Source organism: Campylobacter concisus (assembly GCF_050447445.1).
In the GTDB taxonomy this organism is placed as follows: domain Bacteria; phylum Campylobacterota; class Campylobacteria; order Campylobacterales; family Campylobacteraceae; genus Campylobacter_A; species Campylobacter_A concisus_BI.
In genome coordinates this window covers 1-19611 of record NZ_JALMFW010000002.1, presented here as the reverse complement: position 1 = coordinate 19611, position 19611 = coordinate 1, and the positions used below count along the sequence as shown (strand labels likewise).

The following is a 19611-nucleotide window of genomic DNA, read 5'->3' as shown; positions in this document are numbered from 1 at the left end:
CATTTTTCCTTTATTATTTTTGGGCTAATTATCTACATTAAAAGTTGCTGATTATATAAAAAGAAATCTAAAAATCAAATAAATTAAGCTAGGAATTTTGCCGCTACTGAGATAACCGCAGTCTGTGATTTTAAGATATTTTTAGTATTTAGGCAGTAGCTATTTTTAAATTTAGCCCTCTCATCCTCGCTAAATCCACCCTCTGGACCAATTATTAAAAGCTCATCATCTTTTTTCTCATTTAAGCTTTTGCCACCAAAATTTATAGCTGAGACATTTTTATAAATGCTCATTAGTTCATCCAAATTTTTATAAATTTCAAACTCCATTAGTGAAGTTCGTCCACACTGCTCGCATGAAAGTGCATTTATATAGTTTAGCCTTTCAATATCTATCTTAAAATTTGCTTGAGAAAATTTAGTATAGACAAAAGCTATTTTACCAACGCCAAGTTCATTTAAAAATGGCAATGTCTTTTCTATCGTCTTTGGATCGACAATAGCCCAAGCGATCGTAAAGTCGAATTTTTGCTCGCCATTTGAGCTGGCAAAGACAAGACTTAAGCTCGCACTTCGCCTATCAATCTCATCAATTTCATAAATATACTCTTTAAAATCTCGTAAATTTCTAACGCTTATTCGCTCACCAGCTTGCATTCTTCTAGCTTTTAGGTGCAAAAAAGCTTCATTTACTATCTTTAAGCTTTCATTACCTGCATTTTTATCATATAAAAATTTCATCTAAATCCCTGCAACTATAACTAAAACAAGATCAAAAAATCCCTTAATAAGGGCGAATTTTTTAAATTTTTCTAAGTCGCCATTAGCTGCATAAATTTTTAGCCTTTTAAAACCTATGGCACTAAGTGCAATTAAAATTATTAAGATGATTAACATTTTTATAGCATTAAATTTAAACTCATATCCATAATACGCCCATAAAATAAGTCCAGTAAGCGTAAGAAAACTAAGCAACATATGATAAATCGGTAAAAAATATCTTATACGAAGCACATAGTTTTTACTATTGCTGCTAAACTGAGTAAGTATTAAATAAAGTATACTACAGGCAACTAGTGCATAAAAAAATATCATATGAAAAGGCAAAGTGTATGCAAAAAGTGAGGAGAGATGTTCGTTCATTTCTTCTCTTTAGAAGGCTCGTTCTCTTCTACAACTGGCTCAGGTGGGAGTTGTTCATCGATTGTGACATTTGCGTCTGGTTGGGCTATGGTCACATCACTAGGCACTGGCTCACTAATATCATTTTTAGCCTCATCTTTATCTCCACAACCCACAAATAGACCAGCTATAAATAAAAAAGAAGTTATAATTTTTTTCATCAAACGTCCTTTGGAATTTCTATTTTTAACCTATTTTTCATCTTCTCGAATAAATTTTTATCTTCCCACTCTTCTATGATAGCATCTGAAAATTTTATCTCATCTAGCTTTATCTCGCCCATTTGCGCATTTATGGCGTCCTCTTTAAAGCACTGTGCATAGCCTGTATCAGTCTCATGAACGATAATGCTATGAAGCTTCACTTCACGCTCACCGTTGTTCATTACACTAAGCTCAAGTAGTCTTTCTATGAGTACAAAAAATATACGGCAAAACTGCTCTGCACTTGGATTTAGCGGGATCTCGATCCATCTTGCCGAGTGCTTTTTTAGATCATTTTTATACTCATCATTATCGCCTGAAAATATTGTCGTAGCGTGATCAAAACTATCAATGATCGTTTTTATATTTTGCTTCATTAAACCAAAATCATAGACCATGCCGGCGTTATCAAGAAAATTTGAGCTAAGTAAAATTTCAGCCACATAGCTGTGCCCGTGGATGCTAGTCCTACAACGCTTTGAGCTGCAAAATCTCACAATATGTGCATTTTCAAATCTAAAAAGCTTTCTAATAATCATCAAACACCTTCTTTATCGCTCCAAAACCTGATGTGGATACGCTCTGAGTAGTTAAATCCATACTTTATGGCAAATTCTGCTGTTTTTAAAGCATTTTCGTTTAGCTCAGCTCTATTCGCCCCTATTGCCATACACCAAACTGGCAAATCAACTTGATTTTTTATATTTATAATCTCGTCCAACTCACTTTTGTCAAAGTGTGATAGGACAAATTTTAAAAAGCTACTTCTTGCATTATTTTTAATAGCTAAAATAGCGTCTAAATTTATGCGTTTTTGCTCGTTAACTCCGCTATTTGCGAGCTTTACTCCAAGTGCAAAATGGCAGTTTTTATAAATTTCATATTTAGCAAAATCAACTAAAATCGTGCCATTTGTCTCAAAATGCACTTCATAATCTTCAAGCAATTTCTTTACCAAATTTATAAAATTTTCATTTTCGTGCCAGATAAGTGGCTCGCCGCCGGTCAAAACAATGATCGGTTTTTGTATTAAGCCTTTACATAGGTTATCAACTATGCCTAAAATTTCATATACACTATAAATTTTATAATTAAAATGCCCTTTAAAAACAGCCCTTATGCTATCACATCCTAGTAGGCTTTCGCCAGTTTTTAAAGATTTTGTTTGCACGCCAAAGCCAGAGCAGTTTAAGTTGCAGCCTAAAAAGCGTAAAAATATGGCGAGTCTGCCTTGGTAAGCCCCCTCGCCTTGGATACTTAAAAACGCTTCAACTAGCTCTAGCTCTTTGCTCATCAACCACCAGTTTGATAAAAGGCACGCGAAGAGGTTTCATTGCTAGCACCTATCGCCCATTTGTTCTCTTTTGGCTTGTTTGCTAGTACTTGCCTTAAAATTTCACTTGCAGCTACGATATCACCTTTTTCAACCGCTTTTTTGATGCTAAGAGCCTCTTCAAAGTAAAGGCAAGGTATCAAAAGTCCCTCAGCACTTAGTCTGATGCGGTTGCAACTCTCGCAAAAGTCGTGTTTATGTGGATCAATGATCCCAAATTTATAACCATCATCGAGTCTATAAATAGACGCAGGCGCATTTGGTAGTTTTCCATCTTTCGTAACATTATATTTTTGTGAGATGATTTTTAAAATTTCATCGCTACTTAGCCCTTTTAGATCATCTTTAGCGTGTGAATTTTCCATATACTCAATAAATCTGATCTGAGAATCTCTAAATTTAGCAAACTCTAGCAAATTTATAAGCTCATCATCATTTACACCTTTTAGTGCGACAGTATTGATTTTTACTTTTAATCCAGCATCATGAGCTGCTTCAAAGCCAGCTAAAACTTCGTGCAAGACGCTTTTTTGTGCGATAAATTTAGCCTTTTGCTCATTTAGTGTATCAAGCGACATATTTATGCGCTTTAGTCCAGCATCTTTTAGCCTTTTGGCAAAGTGTGAAAGCATATAGCCATTTGTAGTAAGCGCTAGATCGATGTCTGGATTATAATCACTTATCATCTTTATAAAAACGTCTAAATCCTTACGTACAAGAGGTTCGCCACCAGTGATTCTTATCTTTTTTATACCTTCATCAATAGCCACTTTTACAAATAAAAATAGCTCTTCAAAGGTTAATAAATTCTCCCTTGGCGTCCAGCTAAATGGCGTTGTAGGCATACAATACCTACACCTAAAGTTGCAACGCTGAGTTACAGAAATCCTTAAATAATCAACAACCCGACCATATTTATCGATTAGCATAAAGCACCTTCTTAAGCTTGGTTAGAGCTTTTTATAATTTTTTCAATTATATGTTAAAAGATTTAAATCAAAATAAAAATTTAAGCCAATTTTTGTAGTTTAAGAGTAGATTAGTCTTTTTAAAATTAGCCTGTAAATTTAGGCTAATTTATGAAATTTAAGCACAAACTCGACTCGCCCCATTCCAACATGAAGGTCTTTTGCGATCATCGCTGCACTTTTTCCGTCTTTAAACATTTTTAAAATTTGTTCTTCTTCATTGATGACGCTTGGTGCGATTTTATTAATATCTCTTGTTCTCTCTTCAAGACTAACTATCCTATCTTTTTGCTCTGTTGCAAAATCATCAATTACTCGCTCGATGCTCTTAATCGCGCGAATTATTGGTACAATTTTCTCATTTATTTGCAAATCAATATTTTCTTTTATCTGTTTTTTAAGTGGCTCATATTGTTCACTATTTTTAAATGCCTCGCCCTCAAGCATTGAAATTTGCTTTTTTAGATTGAAATTTTCTTGCATAACGCTTTCTATCGCTCGCTCAAATCTCGCAAATTTTTTATTTGTCTCACTATCTTTTATCAACATTAAAGCTACTATTATCGCCAAAACGATACCAAAGCCTAAAAAAATATAAATTTCCATATTTTTCCTTTACGAATTCGCTCTCATTTCTCTTATCATTACACGTTCCCTAGCCGTCACATAAGCATTCCAGTCGGCTTCGTCTTCTTCGTGCATGTTTTCTATCTTTGCAAGCCTTCCATCAATAGCCTTTAGATAAAGGCTCAAATTTCTCTTTGGAAAGATAGGCATAGCAATCCTTGCGTAGTAAACTTCATCTTTTTGAAATTTTTCTTCGCTTATTTTTATGTGCGTAAAGCCTATTTCATCGATATTTGCACTCTCATTTAGTAGCAAATACTGCTTATGCTCGTTTTTAATGTAATCACTTAGCGCATCTACTTTTCTGTGAAGTTCTATCAAAAGAGTTAGTAAAACTTGATCACTCTCTTTAGTCTCACCACGTGATTTAGCTCGTTTTAGCCAAGCGCCAAGCGCGTCCTCTTCGCCCGGCAAGATAGAGTCAAACTCTCTTTTAAATTTCTCGCTCCCATCTTTATCGGACTCAAATTCCATATCAAGAGGTGCTTTAAACAGCTTAATCTCGCTCATAATACGCTAATCCAAACAAAGATAAAAAATAAAATTCCCAGATAGCCATTTAACGTAAAAAATGCTCTATCTATCTTGCTAAAATCGCGTCTTACGATCCTATGCTCAAAAAATAAAATAACGCCACTTACTAAAATTCCAAAAAATGCCATCGCTCCAAGTCCAGCTGCCCAAGCAAAAAGTAGCCAAAATATAAAAGCTAAAGCGTGAAAAATGGCCGATAAAAAAAGCGTAGCCTTGTCGCCGTAAATAGCTGGTATGCTAAAGAGCTTATTTTCTTTATCAAATTTCATATCTTGAAGCGAGTAAAGCAAGTCAAATCCAGCTACCCAAAATGTCACACCAAGGCAAAGTAACACGCTCCAAAGCGGTATAGCAGCGCTCACTGCGACCACACCAGCGATAGGAGCAAGACCTAGGCTAAGACCAAGCACCAGGTGTGCTAGCTCGCTAAAGCGTTTAAATAGCGAATATCCACCAAGAACAGCTAAAATAGGAAAACTTAGCCAAAATGCGAGCGAATTTATAAAATAAGCGCATACAATAAAAATAAACGCATTTGCCACGATGAAAAGCTGCATATTGCTCCTGCCGATACGACCATCAACGCTTGGGCGGCTTGCAGTTCGCGGATTTAGCTTATCGATATCTTCATCTTTATATCTATTAAAAGCCATAGCAAAATTTCTAGCACTAACAGCGCAAAAAGTACCTAAGATAAGCAGTTTTAAGCCAAACCAAGCCGAGCCACTTTCTATCTTACTAGCAACTATCATCGCAACAAAAATAAAAGGCAGAGCAAAAACAGAATGCTTAAAAACGATAAGTTCAGCAATAACTTTTAATTTTTCTATCATTTGATAAATTTCCATTTTCTTTAAAAATGGTTGATTTTACACCATTTTGCTTTAAATTTGAATTTATATTATCATTACAAGAATAATTTAAAACAAAGGGTTATTATGGGAAAAGTAGCGATTATTGGAGATAGTTTTAGTGCATTATTTACGGCTTACGAATTAGCTAAAAAAGGTGAAGAAATTTTAATTATTAGCAGCCAAAAAGATGATTTTACAAATGGAATTTTAACGCCTTTTGGCACACACGCTCTTGCAAAAGATGGAGCGATATCTAGCTCGTTTATGGGGCTAGTTAGCAAAAAAAGCGAGCTTGATATAAGTATTTGCTTAAATGAAAATTTTAGAGCTTGGATGACAAATTTTACACTTAAATCAACCAAAGCTCATGATAAAAAGATGCAAATTTTGTTTTCAAAATTTGGCAAAAAAAACTTTGAAATTTTAAGAGAGCTAAACGAAAAATATCCGCAGATAAATTTCGGTGAAAGCGGTGTTTATCTACTTTTTAGCAATGACGAAAGCTTTAAAAAAAGGCTTGATGAGATAAAGGTTGCCCATAGCGAGCAAGAAATTTTAAGCGTAGATAAAGAGCTTGCAAATTTTGGACTAATAAATAAAAACATAAAAGGCGCTATAAATTTAGCCAAAAACGCAAGTATTGACACAAATGAGCTAAAAAAAGCTTTGATAAATGAGCTAAATTCTCTTGGGGCAAAATTTATAAATGATGAAATTTATGAGCTAAAAACGCAGGGGCAAATAGTGCAAAAAGCTACCGGCAATAACGGCAAATATGAGGCTGATAACTTTGTGATCGCTTCAAAAAATTTAGAGCTTTCAAATAAGCTAGGCACGAGCTTAAATGCGATTTTGGCTAAATTTTATACCATTGATCTTAGCCTAAATGAAGGGCAAATCCCTAAAAAACCAATCATTTTAAATGATCTATTTGCCAAAATTTATCCTACTAAAAATGGTGTTACGATTATTACAAATTTACAAGTCGGCGCTATCGATACGCTTGTTAAAACTGAAAAGATTAATGCATTTTTAAATGAGCTAAAGATACATCTTGGTATAAGCGAGCTAAAAGAGCCTAGTTTTAGGGCAAGCTACGTGCTTCTTAGCTCAAACGATAAGCCAGCTCTTGGACGCGATAACATATATAGCAACTTGATCTATAACCAAGCTTATGGACTAAATGAGCTTAGCTTTGCTCCGTATTTTGCTGGTGTTTTGGCTAGTCTTATAAAAGATAGCAAAAATAACGAGGAAAATGATGAAATTTTACTCTTTAGCTCGTTTTACGAGGGCTAGACTTGTTTAAAGAATTTGCAATAATTGGCACCACAGCAAGCGGCAAAAGCGATCTTGCATTTGAGCTTGCAAAGGAGCTTAATGGCGTCATATTAAGTCTTGATTCGCTTGCACTTTATAAGGAGATAGATATTGCCAGCGCAAAGCCAAATAAAGAGCAGCTTGAAGCCATAAAGCACTTTGGTGTAGATGAAATTTATCCTGATGAAGAATTTAGCGTTGGGGCATTTTTTGAAATTTATAAAAATGCAAAGAATTTTGCGCGCTTACAAGACTGCCCGCTCATCATTACAGGAGGTAGCGGATTTTATCTAAAATCAATGCTTAGCGGACTTGCACCAGATGTGCCAAAATGTGAGCCAAATTTAAGCAATGAAGAAATTTACGAGTTAGCTGTAAAAATCGATCCTGAGTTTGCAAGTAAATTTAGTCAAAATGACTCTTATCGCCTCGAAAAGTGGTATCAAATTTATAAATTTAGTAGCCAAATTCCAAGCATTTGGCTAAGAGAAAATACTAAAGAGAGCATCATAAAAGAGCTGGCGATATTTGAAATTTTATGGGATAAAGATGAGCTTAGGAAACGTATCAAAAAGAGAACAAAAGGCATGCTTGAAGCCGGGCTCATAGATGAGGCAAAATTTTTATTTGATAAATACAAAAGTGAGCCAAAACCACTAAAATCAATAGGTTTAAAAGAGTGCAAGCAATTTTTAGATAAAGAAATTTCTCAAAACGAGCTTGAAGAGCTCATAGCTACGCACACGGCTCAGTTAGCAAAACGTCAACGAACCTTTAATCGCTCGCAGTTTGAAAAAAAATTTGTGGGTAACTTGGATCAAATTAGAAGTGAAATTTTAAAATTTTTAAGAGAATAAAACTAGCCCACAAGGGCTAGTTAATAAAATCAAATAGGCATTACCCTAATTTTTGGACTTAAGCTCTCTTGCAAGACATTTTCAATCGCATAAAGAGTGCCAGTTGAGCCACTTGCACAGCCCGAGCAAGCACCAAGATAGCGGATATAAATATCAGTATTTTCTCCGTTATCATTTCTGATATCTAAAATTTCTAAATTTCCACCATCCATCTCGAGCATTGGGCGAATTTCTTTATCTATGACAGACTCTACTGCTTTTAACTGCCCTACCATCGTCATATTTTCAAAGCTAATGTCACCTAAAGTGTGATTTGCTTGAGCATTTGCCTGAGCTTCGATCTTCTCACGCTCCATCTCAGCCCTAGTATCACGCAAAATATCTACCAAATAATATTCTCTTTTTTCATGGCCACCAGGCTTTACGCAAGACTTACAAAATGCACCAGCTTTGGTGTATTGCGTGATTTCCTCAACTGTGTGAAGGTCATTTAGTCTTATCACTTCTTTAATCGTACCAAGGCTTACCCTAGCGCACTCGCAAACGATGATCTCATCTTCAAAATGCTCTGGGTCTATGCCTTTATAGCTTGCAGCTGCTGCTTTTATAACGTCATACGCCATAACTGAGCAGTGCATCTTTTGAGGTGGGACTGCTGGCGTTTCTGGATTATCGCGCATAGCTTTTTCTACATCAAGGTTTGTGATCTTGACCGCTTCATCGACCGTTTTGCCGATACAAAGCTCAGCCATCGTATCAGAGCTAGCTATCGCTGTGCCACAGCCAAAGCTTTTAAATTTAGCATCTATTATTTTGTCTGTCTTTTCATCAACAAGCCAGTATAGCCTAACCGCATCACCGCAACTTTCTGCACCAAAGTCAGCCACAATAAGCTTTGCGTTTGCCTTTTTAGCATCTTCTTCGGTTATCTCTCCCATAAATTTAGGATTATTCATCCTGTCTTGCACTACCTTAGAATACTCATCCCAGATAGAGCCTCCGATCAAATTATTCTTTGCCATGTTTATTTCCTTTAAATTTTATAATCCACTCTTATGCCATTCTGGGGCGTAGGCAAATGTACTAGAGATACCTCTTAGTCTATTTACCGCTTTTGTTATATGCTCGATCGCATAATCAATCTCTTCTTCTGTATTAAATCTAGAAAGAGATAATCTAAGTGCGGTGTGAGCTAGCTCCTTATCTGCCCCTATGGCCTCCATTATTGGGTTGCTCTCTAATGTTTCACTTGCACATGCTGAGCCAGTTGATGCTGCGATGCCAGCTTTGTTTAGATCCCAAAGCATAGCTTCACCTTCAACGCCTTTTATGGAAGCCAAAATGGTATTTGGCACACGTTGCTCTTTTTTACCAACGACGCTAACGTCAGGAATTTGCAAAATTGCATCTTCAAGCTTATCACGCAAACGGCGAACATGAGAGTGCTCATAATCCATAAATTTATTTGCCAGTTCAAGTGCTTTGCCCATGCCAATGATGCCAGGTACATCAAGTGTACCGCTTCTGCGTCCACCCATATGCTCGCCACCGTGAAGCAAGCTACTTAGTGGCATGCTATTTTTTATAAATAGTGCTCCAACACCCTTTGGTCCATGAAATTTATGCGCAGAAAAGCTTAGAAAATCAACATCAAGGTCTTGGACATTTATCTTTATCTTACCAACTGCTTGAACAGCATCCGTATGGAATAAAGCCCCATATTCATGAGCGATACTAGCAAGCTCTTTTACAGGAAAGATCATGCCAGTTTCGTTATTCGCGCTCATTATAGAGACAAGCGCTACATTCTCATCCATTACAGCTCTTAGCTGTTCTGGCGTAACTATGCCATCGTTATTTACATCTAAAACAGTAAGCTCTACGCCATATTTTTCTAAAAATTTACAAGTTGCCAAAATAGCTGGATGCTCAACTGCGGTTGTTACGATACGCTTTTTCTCACCAGTTGCAATTTTGTCAAAGTAGATGCCTTTTACTACCCAGTTGTTGCTCTCAGTCGCACATGAGGTAACTACGATATCATCGCTATCTTTTGCGTTTAGTCCGGCATAGAGCTGATCTAGCGCTGTTCTTAAAGCTGGATGTGTTTCAGAGCCAAATTTATGAAGCGAGTTTGGATTGCCGTATTTTTCACAAAAATATGGTTTCATAAGCTCAAAAGCTTCAGGATCAACCATTGTTGTAGCGTTATTGTCTAAATATACTCTCAAATTTAAAACCTTAATTAGGATAAAAAATATCCTTTTTATTTTTGATGGGATATTATAACAAAAAAGTTAAAAGCAAGTTTAAAAATATGCTTTAATTTTTTCAAAATTTAGCTCATTTTGATATTAAAATATATTGAAATTCTTTATCAAGATTTGTATAGATCGCTATTTGCGATTTTTCTTATAAAAAGGTCTAATTATCTCCTAAAATTAATTTATTTTTTTAAGTTAATAGCGTAACAAACATATTGCCTGCGTGCATTACCTTTTTATAGTTTTCTTCTAGTTTTTCATATGAGGTTTTATAAAGTTCTATTAGGTCGGTTACCATATAGATGCCTATGTCTTTGATTGTAGTGGCTTAATATATTTATATTTGGCCCCGTTTGGAGCCATAGATATTAAATTTATTATTTAATCCTTTATATTATGCTCTTTGGCATAGCTTAATATCTTTTGCCTAAGATCTTCAGGAAAACTTTCTCTATACATCACTGGCGTTAGAGGATTTAGCTTTTTGTCTAATTTACCAGCCTCATATAGTCTTGTTAGCTCTTCTGGTGTGTTGTAGTATGGTGCATTAGGATATCCCTCTGGTGGGGTTAGAGACATTATCTTTGCTTCTAGGAGGGTGGAGTCGATGTAAAGATCTATGTCTCTATCTTCATAATTAGCAGGATAGCCTTTTTCAGAAAAAATTTCTGCATATTCTGGCAGTTCTTTTTTAACATAAGAGACAAATTCTTCCCTTGTAGTCTCGTTTGCATCAAAGTCTCTAGGGTCTAGTAGCTCGCCCTTGTCTTCTACTAGTTCTCTTAAAACTCTATGCATTGATCCTGTAGGATTAATCACTATCCCGCCTCTATTAAAATCCATCACAAAGTAATTACCTACTATTTCATCTAGATAAGGCATCATGCCGTACTCATCTAGTGGAGGATTTTTATATAGTTTACGAATTTTTTCATAGGTGTCTAAATTTTTATTTACTCCAACTGTATATGTATAATATTTAAAACAATCTGCTAGTACATGTAATGCTTCTACTTCTCCTAGTTGGGCTGCTAAAAATACTGCTTGAAATTCTCTTGCTTTAAATCCACCTTCATTTCCATTGCCTAGTGATTCACTATCTCCTAATACTCCAGCACAAATTCCCCACTCTCCTATAAAGAGTTCTGATTTAAGTGTATTTTTATTTCTATCTACTTTATCATAAATTTCAGCATATTCTGGTTTAGTTAGTTTGCCTTTACTATCTACTCTAGCTATTGCATCTTCAGGGATATCTATCATAGTACATTTTAGATTACTTCTTTTTACTAGATAGATATATCTATCTCTTTTATCTTTTAGACTTTCATAGTAAGCTTTTTCTGATTTAGTCCAAGGTGATAGTTTAGTTGAGCTTGGTTTATAGCTAATATCTAGCCATGGCTTAAATGATAGATAGTCTGTTTGACCTAAAGAGTTTGGTTTAGGGTTATAGTATAGTGGTTTATAGTTTTTATATGAAGATGAGTCTAGGATGGAGCGAGCTTCAAGGAGCATTTGGGATTTTTCTTTAAAATACTTTGTTGTATTGTCATCTTTTGTTTTAGAAACGATTAAATTTGTCTCTTTATTAAATAACACCTCTTCCCCATTCGGAGCTATAACTATATACGTATTATTGTTATCCATTAAATTTCCTTTATTCATTCTTTTATTTATTGCTATTAGTGATATAGCTATTACTAAGATAGCTAAAGCTGTAAATATAATCTTTTTCATCTGCTATCCTATGTAAAGACCATCTTCCATAACTATGGTGGTGGCTAGGCGGCCGATTAGACGAGGTGGGATTTCTCTAACACTTTTTTTGCCATGTTCTATCTTACACCCCACATACATACCCTTTACATTATTATTGCCTATCACATCTAATGCCTTTAGTAGTCTTCTTGATTTATTATCTACTTCACATACATTGGTATTTAAATTTCCATTTTTAAAGTCTTCTAGTATCTCCATAGCTTCGTTGTATTTGTCTATTGGCAGGGCTTGTTTTGAGGTGCTTTTATTTGCTTTATACATCTCATAAATTTCATCTCTTTGTTTTATATCTATTGAGTTTGATGGACTTATTGTTAGCAATGTTTTAACTCCTTGTAGCATAAGCTCTTTTGGTGAATATGCTAGTTTTTTATTTCTTTTATTAAGGTTATTAAAGAACTCTTCATCAGTTTTATTATCTGTTCTTAGCTCATCTAGACATAGATAAGATATCATAGTATCTAGGCTTATATCTTTAGATAGATTAGAGTCTAGTTTGTTTGTAGTGGTATTTATATCATAGTAGAAGAAGTTATGATAGTCTAGTCCTCCACTAGATAGTCTTCCTCCTATGATAGTTCTTTTTAGATCTATATTTATAAAAGATGAGTATATCTCTATAGGATAGTAGGTATATTCACTTGTTTTATTTGAATAAGGTTCATAAGATATATTCTTAACAGCATAAGTTTCATCAAATTTATTTGTGAAATACTTATGAAGTATTAGTTCATAAGATCTTTTTTGTTGTTCGTAGTTGTTGATGAAAAAACTATCTACTAAAAAGCCAAATCCAGCTTGTATTAAAGTTTCTGCATAAGTTTTTAAGCTATTTTTTAAAAAATTTTTACCAGCACTTATAGCTATTTGTCTTTTTACATTTATGCCTACTTCAAATTCATCTATCCATTGTTTTGTTTTTTTTATGCTGTGTTTGGATTTTTTTTTGTTATCTACATATATATAGAGAAGTTGGTTGCCTTTTACTTTGACCACTCCAGCAAATGCTGTTTGTTTGATTTTTTTCAAGGCTTTTTTATTGTTTTCGTGAACTAGTTTTGCAACTGGCGCTTCGCCTAGCATACTAAATACTTTTAGTTCTCCTATTAGCTCCATAAAAATATTCTTAAAGATATTGCCTTTACCACCTGAGAACACAGCGTCAATTACTTTTTTCATTATATCGTCAGACTTGTCTATGAAAAAGCCATAAAATGGAAATATATCATATAGGGCATCATCTAATGTTGATGTTAAAGATATATCTATAGTATATTTATACTCATCATCATCTATCTGTTTAATATACTTTTTAAAATTCTTATCATCTATGCTTTCTCCGTCTATGCCGGTAGAATTTTTAAGAAGCTCTTTTAGCTCATTATAGGAGTCATCGTCTAGTATATTTTCACCATTTCTTACATGGCTTTGCTCTATTTTTTCTACTATCTCTTCTATGCAGATAGCATCTTGTTCTTTTTTTGCTTCTTTTGTTTGCTTGAAGAAGTAAATAGGCACAATAGCATTATTTTCTTGTATATAATATGTGTTTTCGTAAAGAACATTAAGTTTTTCACCAAATATCTCTAGTGTCTCATAGTTTGATGAAAGATATGAAAATTTTAATCCTTTTTGCTCAATAATAGAGCTATCAAATATCTGCCTTATGACATAATAGCCCATCACTAGAAGAAATATTTTTGTAGCAGGGTAGTAATAATGTGTCCTTATAGAAACTTGATTGTAAGATTCATCAGCTATTGCTTCAAAACTCTCCATCCCTTCATTAGGCATTTTAAAGTATTGGTTTAAAAAATAAGCCACTTTATCATGTTTCAAGTTTGAATTTAAGCCTGAAAAGAAAATTTCAAATTCCTTTATATTGGCTTTTAAAAATTCCTCTTCATTATTAACTATCTCTTCCATATCTTTGGCGTTTTTAAAGTGTCTATTTATGCGACCTAGATATAAATTTGCCTCATTAAATTTTTTGTATTTTGCGTTAAAAGTGGTGTTTAAAACCTCTACTGATTTTGCGTCACCTCCATGAAAATTTTTGACACCTTTCATATATGAGTTATACTCCTCTATATCCTTTTCAAATTTTGCAAGCCTAGAGTTAATAACTCTCGTAAAAGGACTTAAGCTTAAAAGATAAAGGTCTTCATCGTTTTTGGCACCTATTTGTATAGAGTACTGACTATAGTCTTTTACATTGCCTACATTTTTGGGATCAACTATCTTTTTACCGCTAACTCTGTTTATACTATCTTCTATCTTATAGCTTAAGATGTTTTGTATAAGGTGCTCGTTTAGCTTTGCGTTTAGTTTCATGGGGGCGTTTGAGACGACAAGATAGTTTTTAGAGATGCCGCTACTATTATTTGTATTGTGAGTATCGTCTTTTGTTGTTAGGGATTTGTCTTTTAGGAGATTTGCAAATTTGAAAGAGTTAAAAAATGGATATTGCATATAGACAAAATTTGCTCTATTTGCGATCACGCACTCTTCTATCCTTTTAAGTAAGCTCTCTTCGCTATTGTTCTTGTCGTTTTTACATATAGATATATTTTTAGACTTGTCTACATTTTCATTTTTGCTTACTCTAGCGTCAAATAAGCTTTGCTCATCGCCCTCTAAAATAAAATCAGAACAAATACCAATATACTCATCATAATTGCTCTTGGCTTTAGTGGCTGTTATATCAAAGCATGAAAAATCTATAAATTTTCCACTTTTTTGATCGTTATTTGTAAAAACCAATATATTATTAAACGACACTGTATTTAATAGACCTAGTATAAAGCCAAATTTAGTAGCTAGCAAGCTAGCGGCTGGACCAGAAAACGCGTAAAAGCCCCTTTTGTTTAAAAAGTCAATTATATTTGTAGTAGTAGTTATCGCCTCTGGAGCTGCCAGCAATAAAGCTAGCGGCTTAAACGATCCTTTTATATCGCTTATGTCGACAAGATTGATTAGAAATTTTGTGATCTCTTTTAAAATATATTTATTGCCATCATCTGAAGCTTTTTTGAGATTTTCTTTTATATTTTTAAAGCTCTCTTCTATGGCCTTTACGGTTTCATCTCTTTTATCAAAATTTTCACGACTTAGTATTGTATTGGTTTTGTTGATTAGCGAATTTTTTAGCTTATCTAATATAGTCTCAAAATTTGTCTCTATATTTTTATAGTTAGATACCAACTGGCTAGATGCATCGTCAAAATTTTTAATCTTATTGTCTTTGCTTCTACCATTATTTGCAAGTTCTATTAGCTCTTTTACGAATTCTGCTATTACATCTTGTTCTTTACTAAGAACCTCTACATCTATATCAATATCTTTGATTGCTATCTTATTGGTTGTGTTAACAGCTTTTTCACTTTTAAATAAATTTGACTTTTCTAAATACTTATATGTTTTTATAAGCACATTTTTATTGGCTTTCTTGTGATTGTATAGCCTCGCGATTGTTTTGTTATATAAAGCATCTCCATTTAATATATTGGTATCATGAAAATGGTTTAAATCGCGACAATAAAATGTTATGTTTTGATATTTATCAGCAAAAACATCAAATGCGTCAAGCAAGTCTTCTATGCTTCTAATAATTTTTGTATTATCTAATCTCAAGAACGATCCCTCTCTTTAAATTTATCAGCTAACAAGCATTACAAAGCTAGTCGTGTTTATGTCATTTGTATAGCCACTATCTAGCCCTTTAGCTATCTCAAGCTCTATGCTTTTAGCTCCAGTTGGAGACATAAAAACATAAGTGTAAGTACGTCTATTCTTTTCTATATTAGAACTATTAAATTCGTCTAAACTGGCAAAAAAGCCTACCCCACTTTCCGGGCTATTTGCCTTTTTGTAGTTCTCTTTATCAAGAGAGCTAAAATTCTTTGGAACTACAAATATCAAATTCAGTTTATCCACTCCATATCTTAGTTTAAATTCTTTGATGTCATAACGCTTATCGTCATAATTATCCACTAAAAGAGCCTTTAAATTCTTATCCTCTACGTCTCTTCCCTCATCTAAATTGAGTTTGATCTTGCTAAAGCCATTTTTATCTTCAAATTTTTTATCAAATAGATAATAGGTAGTTACCAAAAGATTATCTATTTGAGAAGCAAAAGCTTTTATATGAAGTCTGATCAATGGCTTATTTAAATTTGGATTTTGTACGGCAAGGTTATTATTCTCAAACATAGGATTACTTAAACTATGCTCTAGTTTAAGTTTATTCTCTTTTTTTATGCACCTTAGTGAAGAGCCGGTGTTGCTTAGGCAGTTTGGCACTAGATCTTGCATTACAGCGTAGTGATCATTCATACTTTTTAGACTAAGTGCCGATCTTGGCACATAAGCTACTACGACGCATGGGATCCTAGCTGAGCAGCCTACTATCGGTGAGTTTATAAAATCAACATCAAGTATCACACCTTGATCGTCTGATCTTATGCTCCTGCCTGCCCTACTTTTTAAGATCACATGACCGCCATGTGGGCAAATGATAGTGTCGTCCTCTATGACAGGGCATGAAGTCGCAGTAGATGAAATTTCTTTAGATTGATTATCTTTTTGTAAATTTTGCCTTTGATTTAAATTTGAAAGAGCTTCTTTAGTCTTTTTACTTGTTGGTTTTAGATCGATATTTAGACTCTTATTTAATAGTGAATAATTTAATATATTTGCTTGAGAATTTCTATAAGCAACATTTAGCCTTCCTATATCTTTATCCTCATCTCTTGGCTGATGAGTAAAATTTAGAGGTATATTCTCGTCACTATTATATTTTTCGTCTTTAAAATAAAGTGGATAATCCTCCTCTTCATTGGCTTTAGACAAAAGAGCAGAGTTTAGATATATTCTTTGATTCATATTTTTACTATCTAGCTTAAATATCTCCTTTAATACCTCAACATCGACTATACTTTTATCCACTGCACTTACACTAAGGGTATCGTTGTTTTTATAAAAGATACTTCCCACGCTCTCATTCATAAGAGCTTTTATATCATCGGTTGCTACTTTATTATTGTAAGCTACATCATCGTTATTTTGAGCGGATTTATTATTAGCTATTACTATGGCTTCATCGCTAGAGCTTACGTCATTAGAGTCTATGCTAGCTAAAAAATTTTCATTTTCTTTTAGCTTTACTAAATCCGCATATTTTAGATTTATTATGCTCTTTAGCATATCTATTCTATCTTTTACAAAGATGCTAGCCTCTGCTATATCCACTCTATTATCTCGTAGTATCGTTATATTTTTATAGATGTTTTTGCTATAAGAGAAGTATTTACCAAGCTCATTTACATCTATCTTTTTTTCAAATACAAATAAATTCAAGGCACAAATAGCTACTAGCATATCTATATCGCCAGCTCTAGCATCACTTACTATCTTTGTCGCATCTAGTTTATCTAGATCATCTATATCTAGTATCTTTACTAGATGTGCCTCTTTGTTGCTATTTTTATCTATGATGCTGCCTAAATTTTCTATTATATACCCGACCATATCTTGCTTGAAATTTTCATCACTAAATTTGCCATATTCGTAAAAGAGATTTAAATAAGCATAAAAGATATATAAAGGCGTATCTAGCATAGAAGCATCACTTATATCATCTATATTTACATCCAAATTTAACTTCGATCTTATGCATTTTAGTTTAAATTTAAGCGACTGGATATATTCATTTAGATAGTCAAGTGCTTCAGCTATATCTTTGCCTTCTATCTTGGCTTCATTTTCTTTATTTTCTAAAAGATAGCACAGCATATATAAAACCAAAACGCTCTCTTTTAAAAAGTGAGATCTAATTAATATATTCACCAAGTGTCTATTCTCGGTATTTTCATACTTTACTTCGCCAGTTGTATCTATGCCTAGTTTATAGCCTAGATCAGATATGACTGAAAAGGTAGGTTCTATCAAAACAGCTACATCTTTTGAAAAGCTATCTTCATCTCTATTGATACTTTGTTTAACACTCTCTACGTGATGTATCTCTATGTCTATATCTTTTTCTTTGCTAGCTTTATTTATATTAGAACTCACCTTTTTATCTGCAAGAGTCTTTTGAGCTTGTTCATTATTTTTAACTACATCTACGTATTCATCTACGCTGCTCTTATCATCTTTAAAGCCAAACATACCTTTTATCTTATTAAAGACTGAGCCTACCATCTTTCCTATAAAGCCATCTTTGTCTATGACTCTTGCTATCCATCTTGCACCTTTTGCTATGGCTTTGGCTACAAAGCTAAGAAGCCTTAAGCTCCAAGTAAAAGCTGAAGCTAATATGCCACCATAAATTCCTGGAGCGTTATAAGTATAAAGTTCTTTTACTCCGCTATCTTTAAAGGTTACTGCATATATTTGAGCTAGATGACCTCCTAATGAGTGACCTGATAGGATGATGTCTTTGGTATTGTTATCTAAATTTAAAGAATTACCACCTTCATTATCTAAACCACTTAAGTTTTGACTATGAGAATTTATAGCTTCTTGCATAGAGGATTGAAGTGATTTTAAAGCAGATATTTGCATAAGTGCTCTTGATGTGATGGCCATAAAGGCATCATCTAAGAGATCGTTTATTTTCATCTCTGTTCCTCTAAAGCCTATTATATAGTTCGACTTAAGCGTGTCATAAAATATAGTTGAGCTAAAACCTGATTTTTGATTAGGTATGTGCTTTACTAGCTCATAGCGATTGACAAATAGTTTCGTGCGAGGGGAGAGGGATTCAGGGGTATAAAAAATTCTTGGTGGCTTGGTTTTAGATGTTTTTATAAAATTCTTAACATTATTTGACAACTCAACAATTTCTTCTTTTTCATCTCCTTCTTCTATTGGTTTTTTTACTATTTTATCTGCCATAAATCTAGCTTCAATACAAAGAGCATAAGCAGTGGGATCGCCTGCTTTTTTTACCACATTCCCATCTTTATCTTGTATGTCACTATTTAAAACATCACCCTTTCTTATATTATCTTTATATCTCCAAATAGGCTTTTTCTTTTCATCTTCTCTGTAAGAATTTACGATATTTTCAGGGATATTATCTTTACCAAATTTATCATAAAGCTCATCAAGTCCATTTCTTTCATTCTCAAATACATTATGAAGCATTGCATAACTTGCATCAGCTATATCAATATAGTCTTTAAAGCAATTTATTAGCTCTTTATTTGATTTTTTAGTTTGCACTTACTTGTCCTTGTTTGCTTTTATAAATTTGTTGTTTATTAGAATGAATTTGTTTCCACCGCTTATATTTACATATCTATTTTGCTTAAAACTAAATCCTCTTCCTTCGTCACCAAATAGTCCATAATCTGTTTTTACAATATAGTAATCAACTGTCATATCTATTACTTCGATATTGCCTTCTTTATCTATACAAAAATAACCTAGATCAAAACCTGGTTTATATTTGTTGTAATTATCTATACCTATAAAATTTATAACCTTTTCTTTATATTGCGTTGGGATTTTTATCTTCTTTTTGGTTTGGTTTTCATAATCTGTTGAATTTTCATAATATCTTTTACCATTTGAGAGGGTTTGAGGGAATTTTTCATCTACCAACTTAGTATTAACAGCATAAAGACCGCCACCTAAATCTTTACCTTTTGTATTTTTTCTTAACTCTTTTCTATCAGCTTCTA

At 33.6% G+C, this 19611-nt stretch carries 17 protein-coding genes; 2 read left to right on the top strand and 15 right to left on the bottom strand.

From position 1 onward, the window contains the following. Positions 1-83: 83 nt before the first annotated feature. The 9 genes from MTT30_RS09665 to mqnP all read right to left on the bottom strand — a co-directional run bounded on the left by MTT30_RS09665 (position 84) and on the right by mqnP (position 5679). On the bottom strand, positions 84-740 hold the full coding sequence (locus MTT30_RS09665; protein ID WP_429801842.1) for a 16S rRNA (uracil(1498)-N(3))-methyltransferase: 657 nt from the start codon (positions 738-740) through the stop codon (positions 84-86). Next, positions 741-1142, bottom strand: coding sequence for a hypothetical protein (locus MTT30_RS09660; RefSeq protein ID WP_429801841.1), 402 nt, complete (start codon positions 1140-1142; stop codon positions 741-743). Next, entirely contained in the window at positions 1139-1342 is a 204-nt protein-coding gene (locus tag MTT30_RS09655) for a hypothetical protein (protein ID WP_084041593.1), read from the bottom strand. Before MTT30_RS09655 ends, MTT30_RS09660 begins: the two co-directional genes overlap by 4 nt. Next, the gene (locus MTT30_RS09650; RefSeq protein WP_429801840.1) at positions 1342-1923 is read right to left on the bottom strand and encodes a 6-pyruvoyl trahydropterin synthase family protein; all 582 of its coding nucleotides are present in this window, start codon (positions 1921-1923) and stop codon (positions 1342-1344) included. The genes MTT30_RS09655 and MTT30_RS09650 overlap by 1 nt, the downstream gene beginning before the upstream one ends. Further along, a complete protein-coding gene (locus MTT30_RS09645) occupies positions 1923-2678 on the bottom strand; it encodes a 4Fe-4S cluster-binding domain-containing protein (RefSeq protein WP_429801839.1) in 756 nt (251 codons plus the stop codon). Before MTT30_RS09645 ends, MTT30_RS09650 begins: the two co-directional genes overlap by 1 nt. After that, complete coding sequence (gene moaA, locus MTT30_RS09640) at positions 2678-3646, bottom strand: GTP 3',8-cyclase MoaA (protein ID WP_072593973.1); 969 nt, start codon at positions 3644-3646, stop codon at positions 2678-2680. Before moaA ends, MTT30_RS09645 begins: the two co-directional genes overlap by 1 nt. A gap of 138 nt (positions 3647-3784) precedes the next feature. Next, positions 3785-4291, bottom strand: coding sequence for a DUF6115 domain-containing protein (locus tag MTT30_RS09635; RefSeq protein ID WP_021091068.1), 507 nt, complete (start codon positions 4289-4291; stop codon positions 3785-3787). Between the two features lie 9 nt (positions 4292-4300). Then, positions 4301-4822 carry a hypothetical protein gene (locus MTT30_RS09630; protein ID WP_429801838.1) on the bottom strand — a complete coding sequence of 174 codons (522 nt, stop codon included), beginning with the start codon at positions 4820-4822 and terminating at the stop codon, positions 4301-4303. After that, positions 4819-5679: a menaquinone biosynthesis prenyltransferase MqnP gene (gene mqnP / locus MTT30_RS09625; RefSeq protein ID WP_107690676.1), complete on the bottom strand. Its 861-nt coding sequence runs from the start codon at positions 5677-5679 to the stop codon at positions 4819-4821. Before mqnP ends, MTT30_RS09630 begins: the two co-directional genes overlap by 4 nt. Positions 5680-5784: 105 nt before the next feature. Between mqnP and MTT30_RS09620 the strand changes: the two genes are divergently transcribed. Further along, positions 5785-6999 carry an FAD-dependent oxidoreductase gene (locus MTT30_RS09620; RefSeq protein WP_429801837.1) on the top strand — a complete coding sequence of 405 codons (1215 nt, stop codon included), beginning with the start codon at positions 5785-5787 and terminating at the stop codon, positions 6997-6999. A gap of 2 nt (positions 7000-7001) precedes the next feature. Beyond that, positions 7002-7877, top strand: coding sequence for a tRNA (adenosine(37)-N6)-dimethylallyltransferase MiaA (miaA, locus tag MTT30_RS09615; RefSeq protein WP_429801836.1), 876 nt, complete (start codon positions 7002-7004; stop codon positions 7875-7877). Between the two features lie 29 nt (positions 7878-7906). Here the strand turns inward: miaA and MTT30_RS09610 are convergent, their stop codons facing one another. The 6 genes from MTT30_RS09610 to MTT30_RS09585 all read right to left on the bottom strand — a co-directional run. After that, positions 7907-8899: an iron-sulfur cluster assembly scaffold protein NifU gene (locus MTT30_RS09610; RefSeq protein ID WP_054196048.1), complete on the bottom strand. Its 993-nt coding sequence runs from the start codon at positions 8897-8899 to the stop codon at positions 7907-7909. A gap of 18 nt (positions 8900-8917) precedes the next feature. Further along, positions 8918-10108 (bottom strand): NifS family cysteine desulfurase, encoded by a 1191-nt coding sequence (locus tag MTT30_RS09605; RefSeq protein WP_429801835.1) that lies wholly within the window; start codon positions 10106-10108, stop codon positions 8918-8920. Positions 10109-10522: 414 nt separating this feature from the next. Further along, positions 10523-11881 (bottom strand): thioredoxin reductase, encoded by a 1359-nt coding sequence (locus tag MTT30_RS09600; RefSeq protein ID WP_429801834.1) that lies wholly within the window; start codon positions 11879-11881, stop codon positions 10523-10525. A gap of 3 nt (positions 11882-11884) precedes the next feature. After that, positions 11885-15556 (bottom strand): hypothetical protein, encoded by a 3672-nt coding sequence (locus MTT30_RS09595; RefSeq protein WP_429801833.1) that lies wholly within the window; start codon positions 15554-15556, stop codon positions 11885-11887. A gap of 24 nt (positions 15557-15580) precedes the next feature. Continuing rightward, positions 15581-19150, bottom strand: a complete 3570-nt coding sequence (locus MTT30_RS09590) for an Mbeg1-like protein (RefSeq protein WP_429801832.1) — start codon at positions 19148-19150, stop codon at positions 15581-15583. Further along, the coding region (locus MTT30_RS09585; RefSeq protein ID WP_429801831.1) for a tRNA 2-selenouridine synthase at positions 19151-19611 on the bottom strand (461 nt) is incomplete at its 5' end.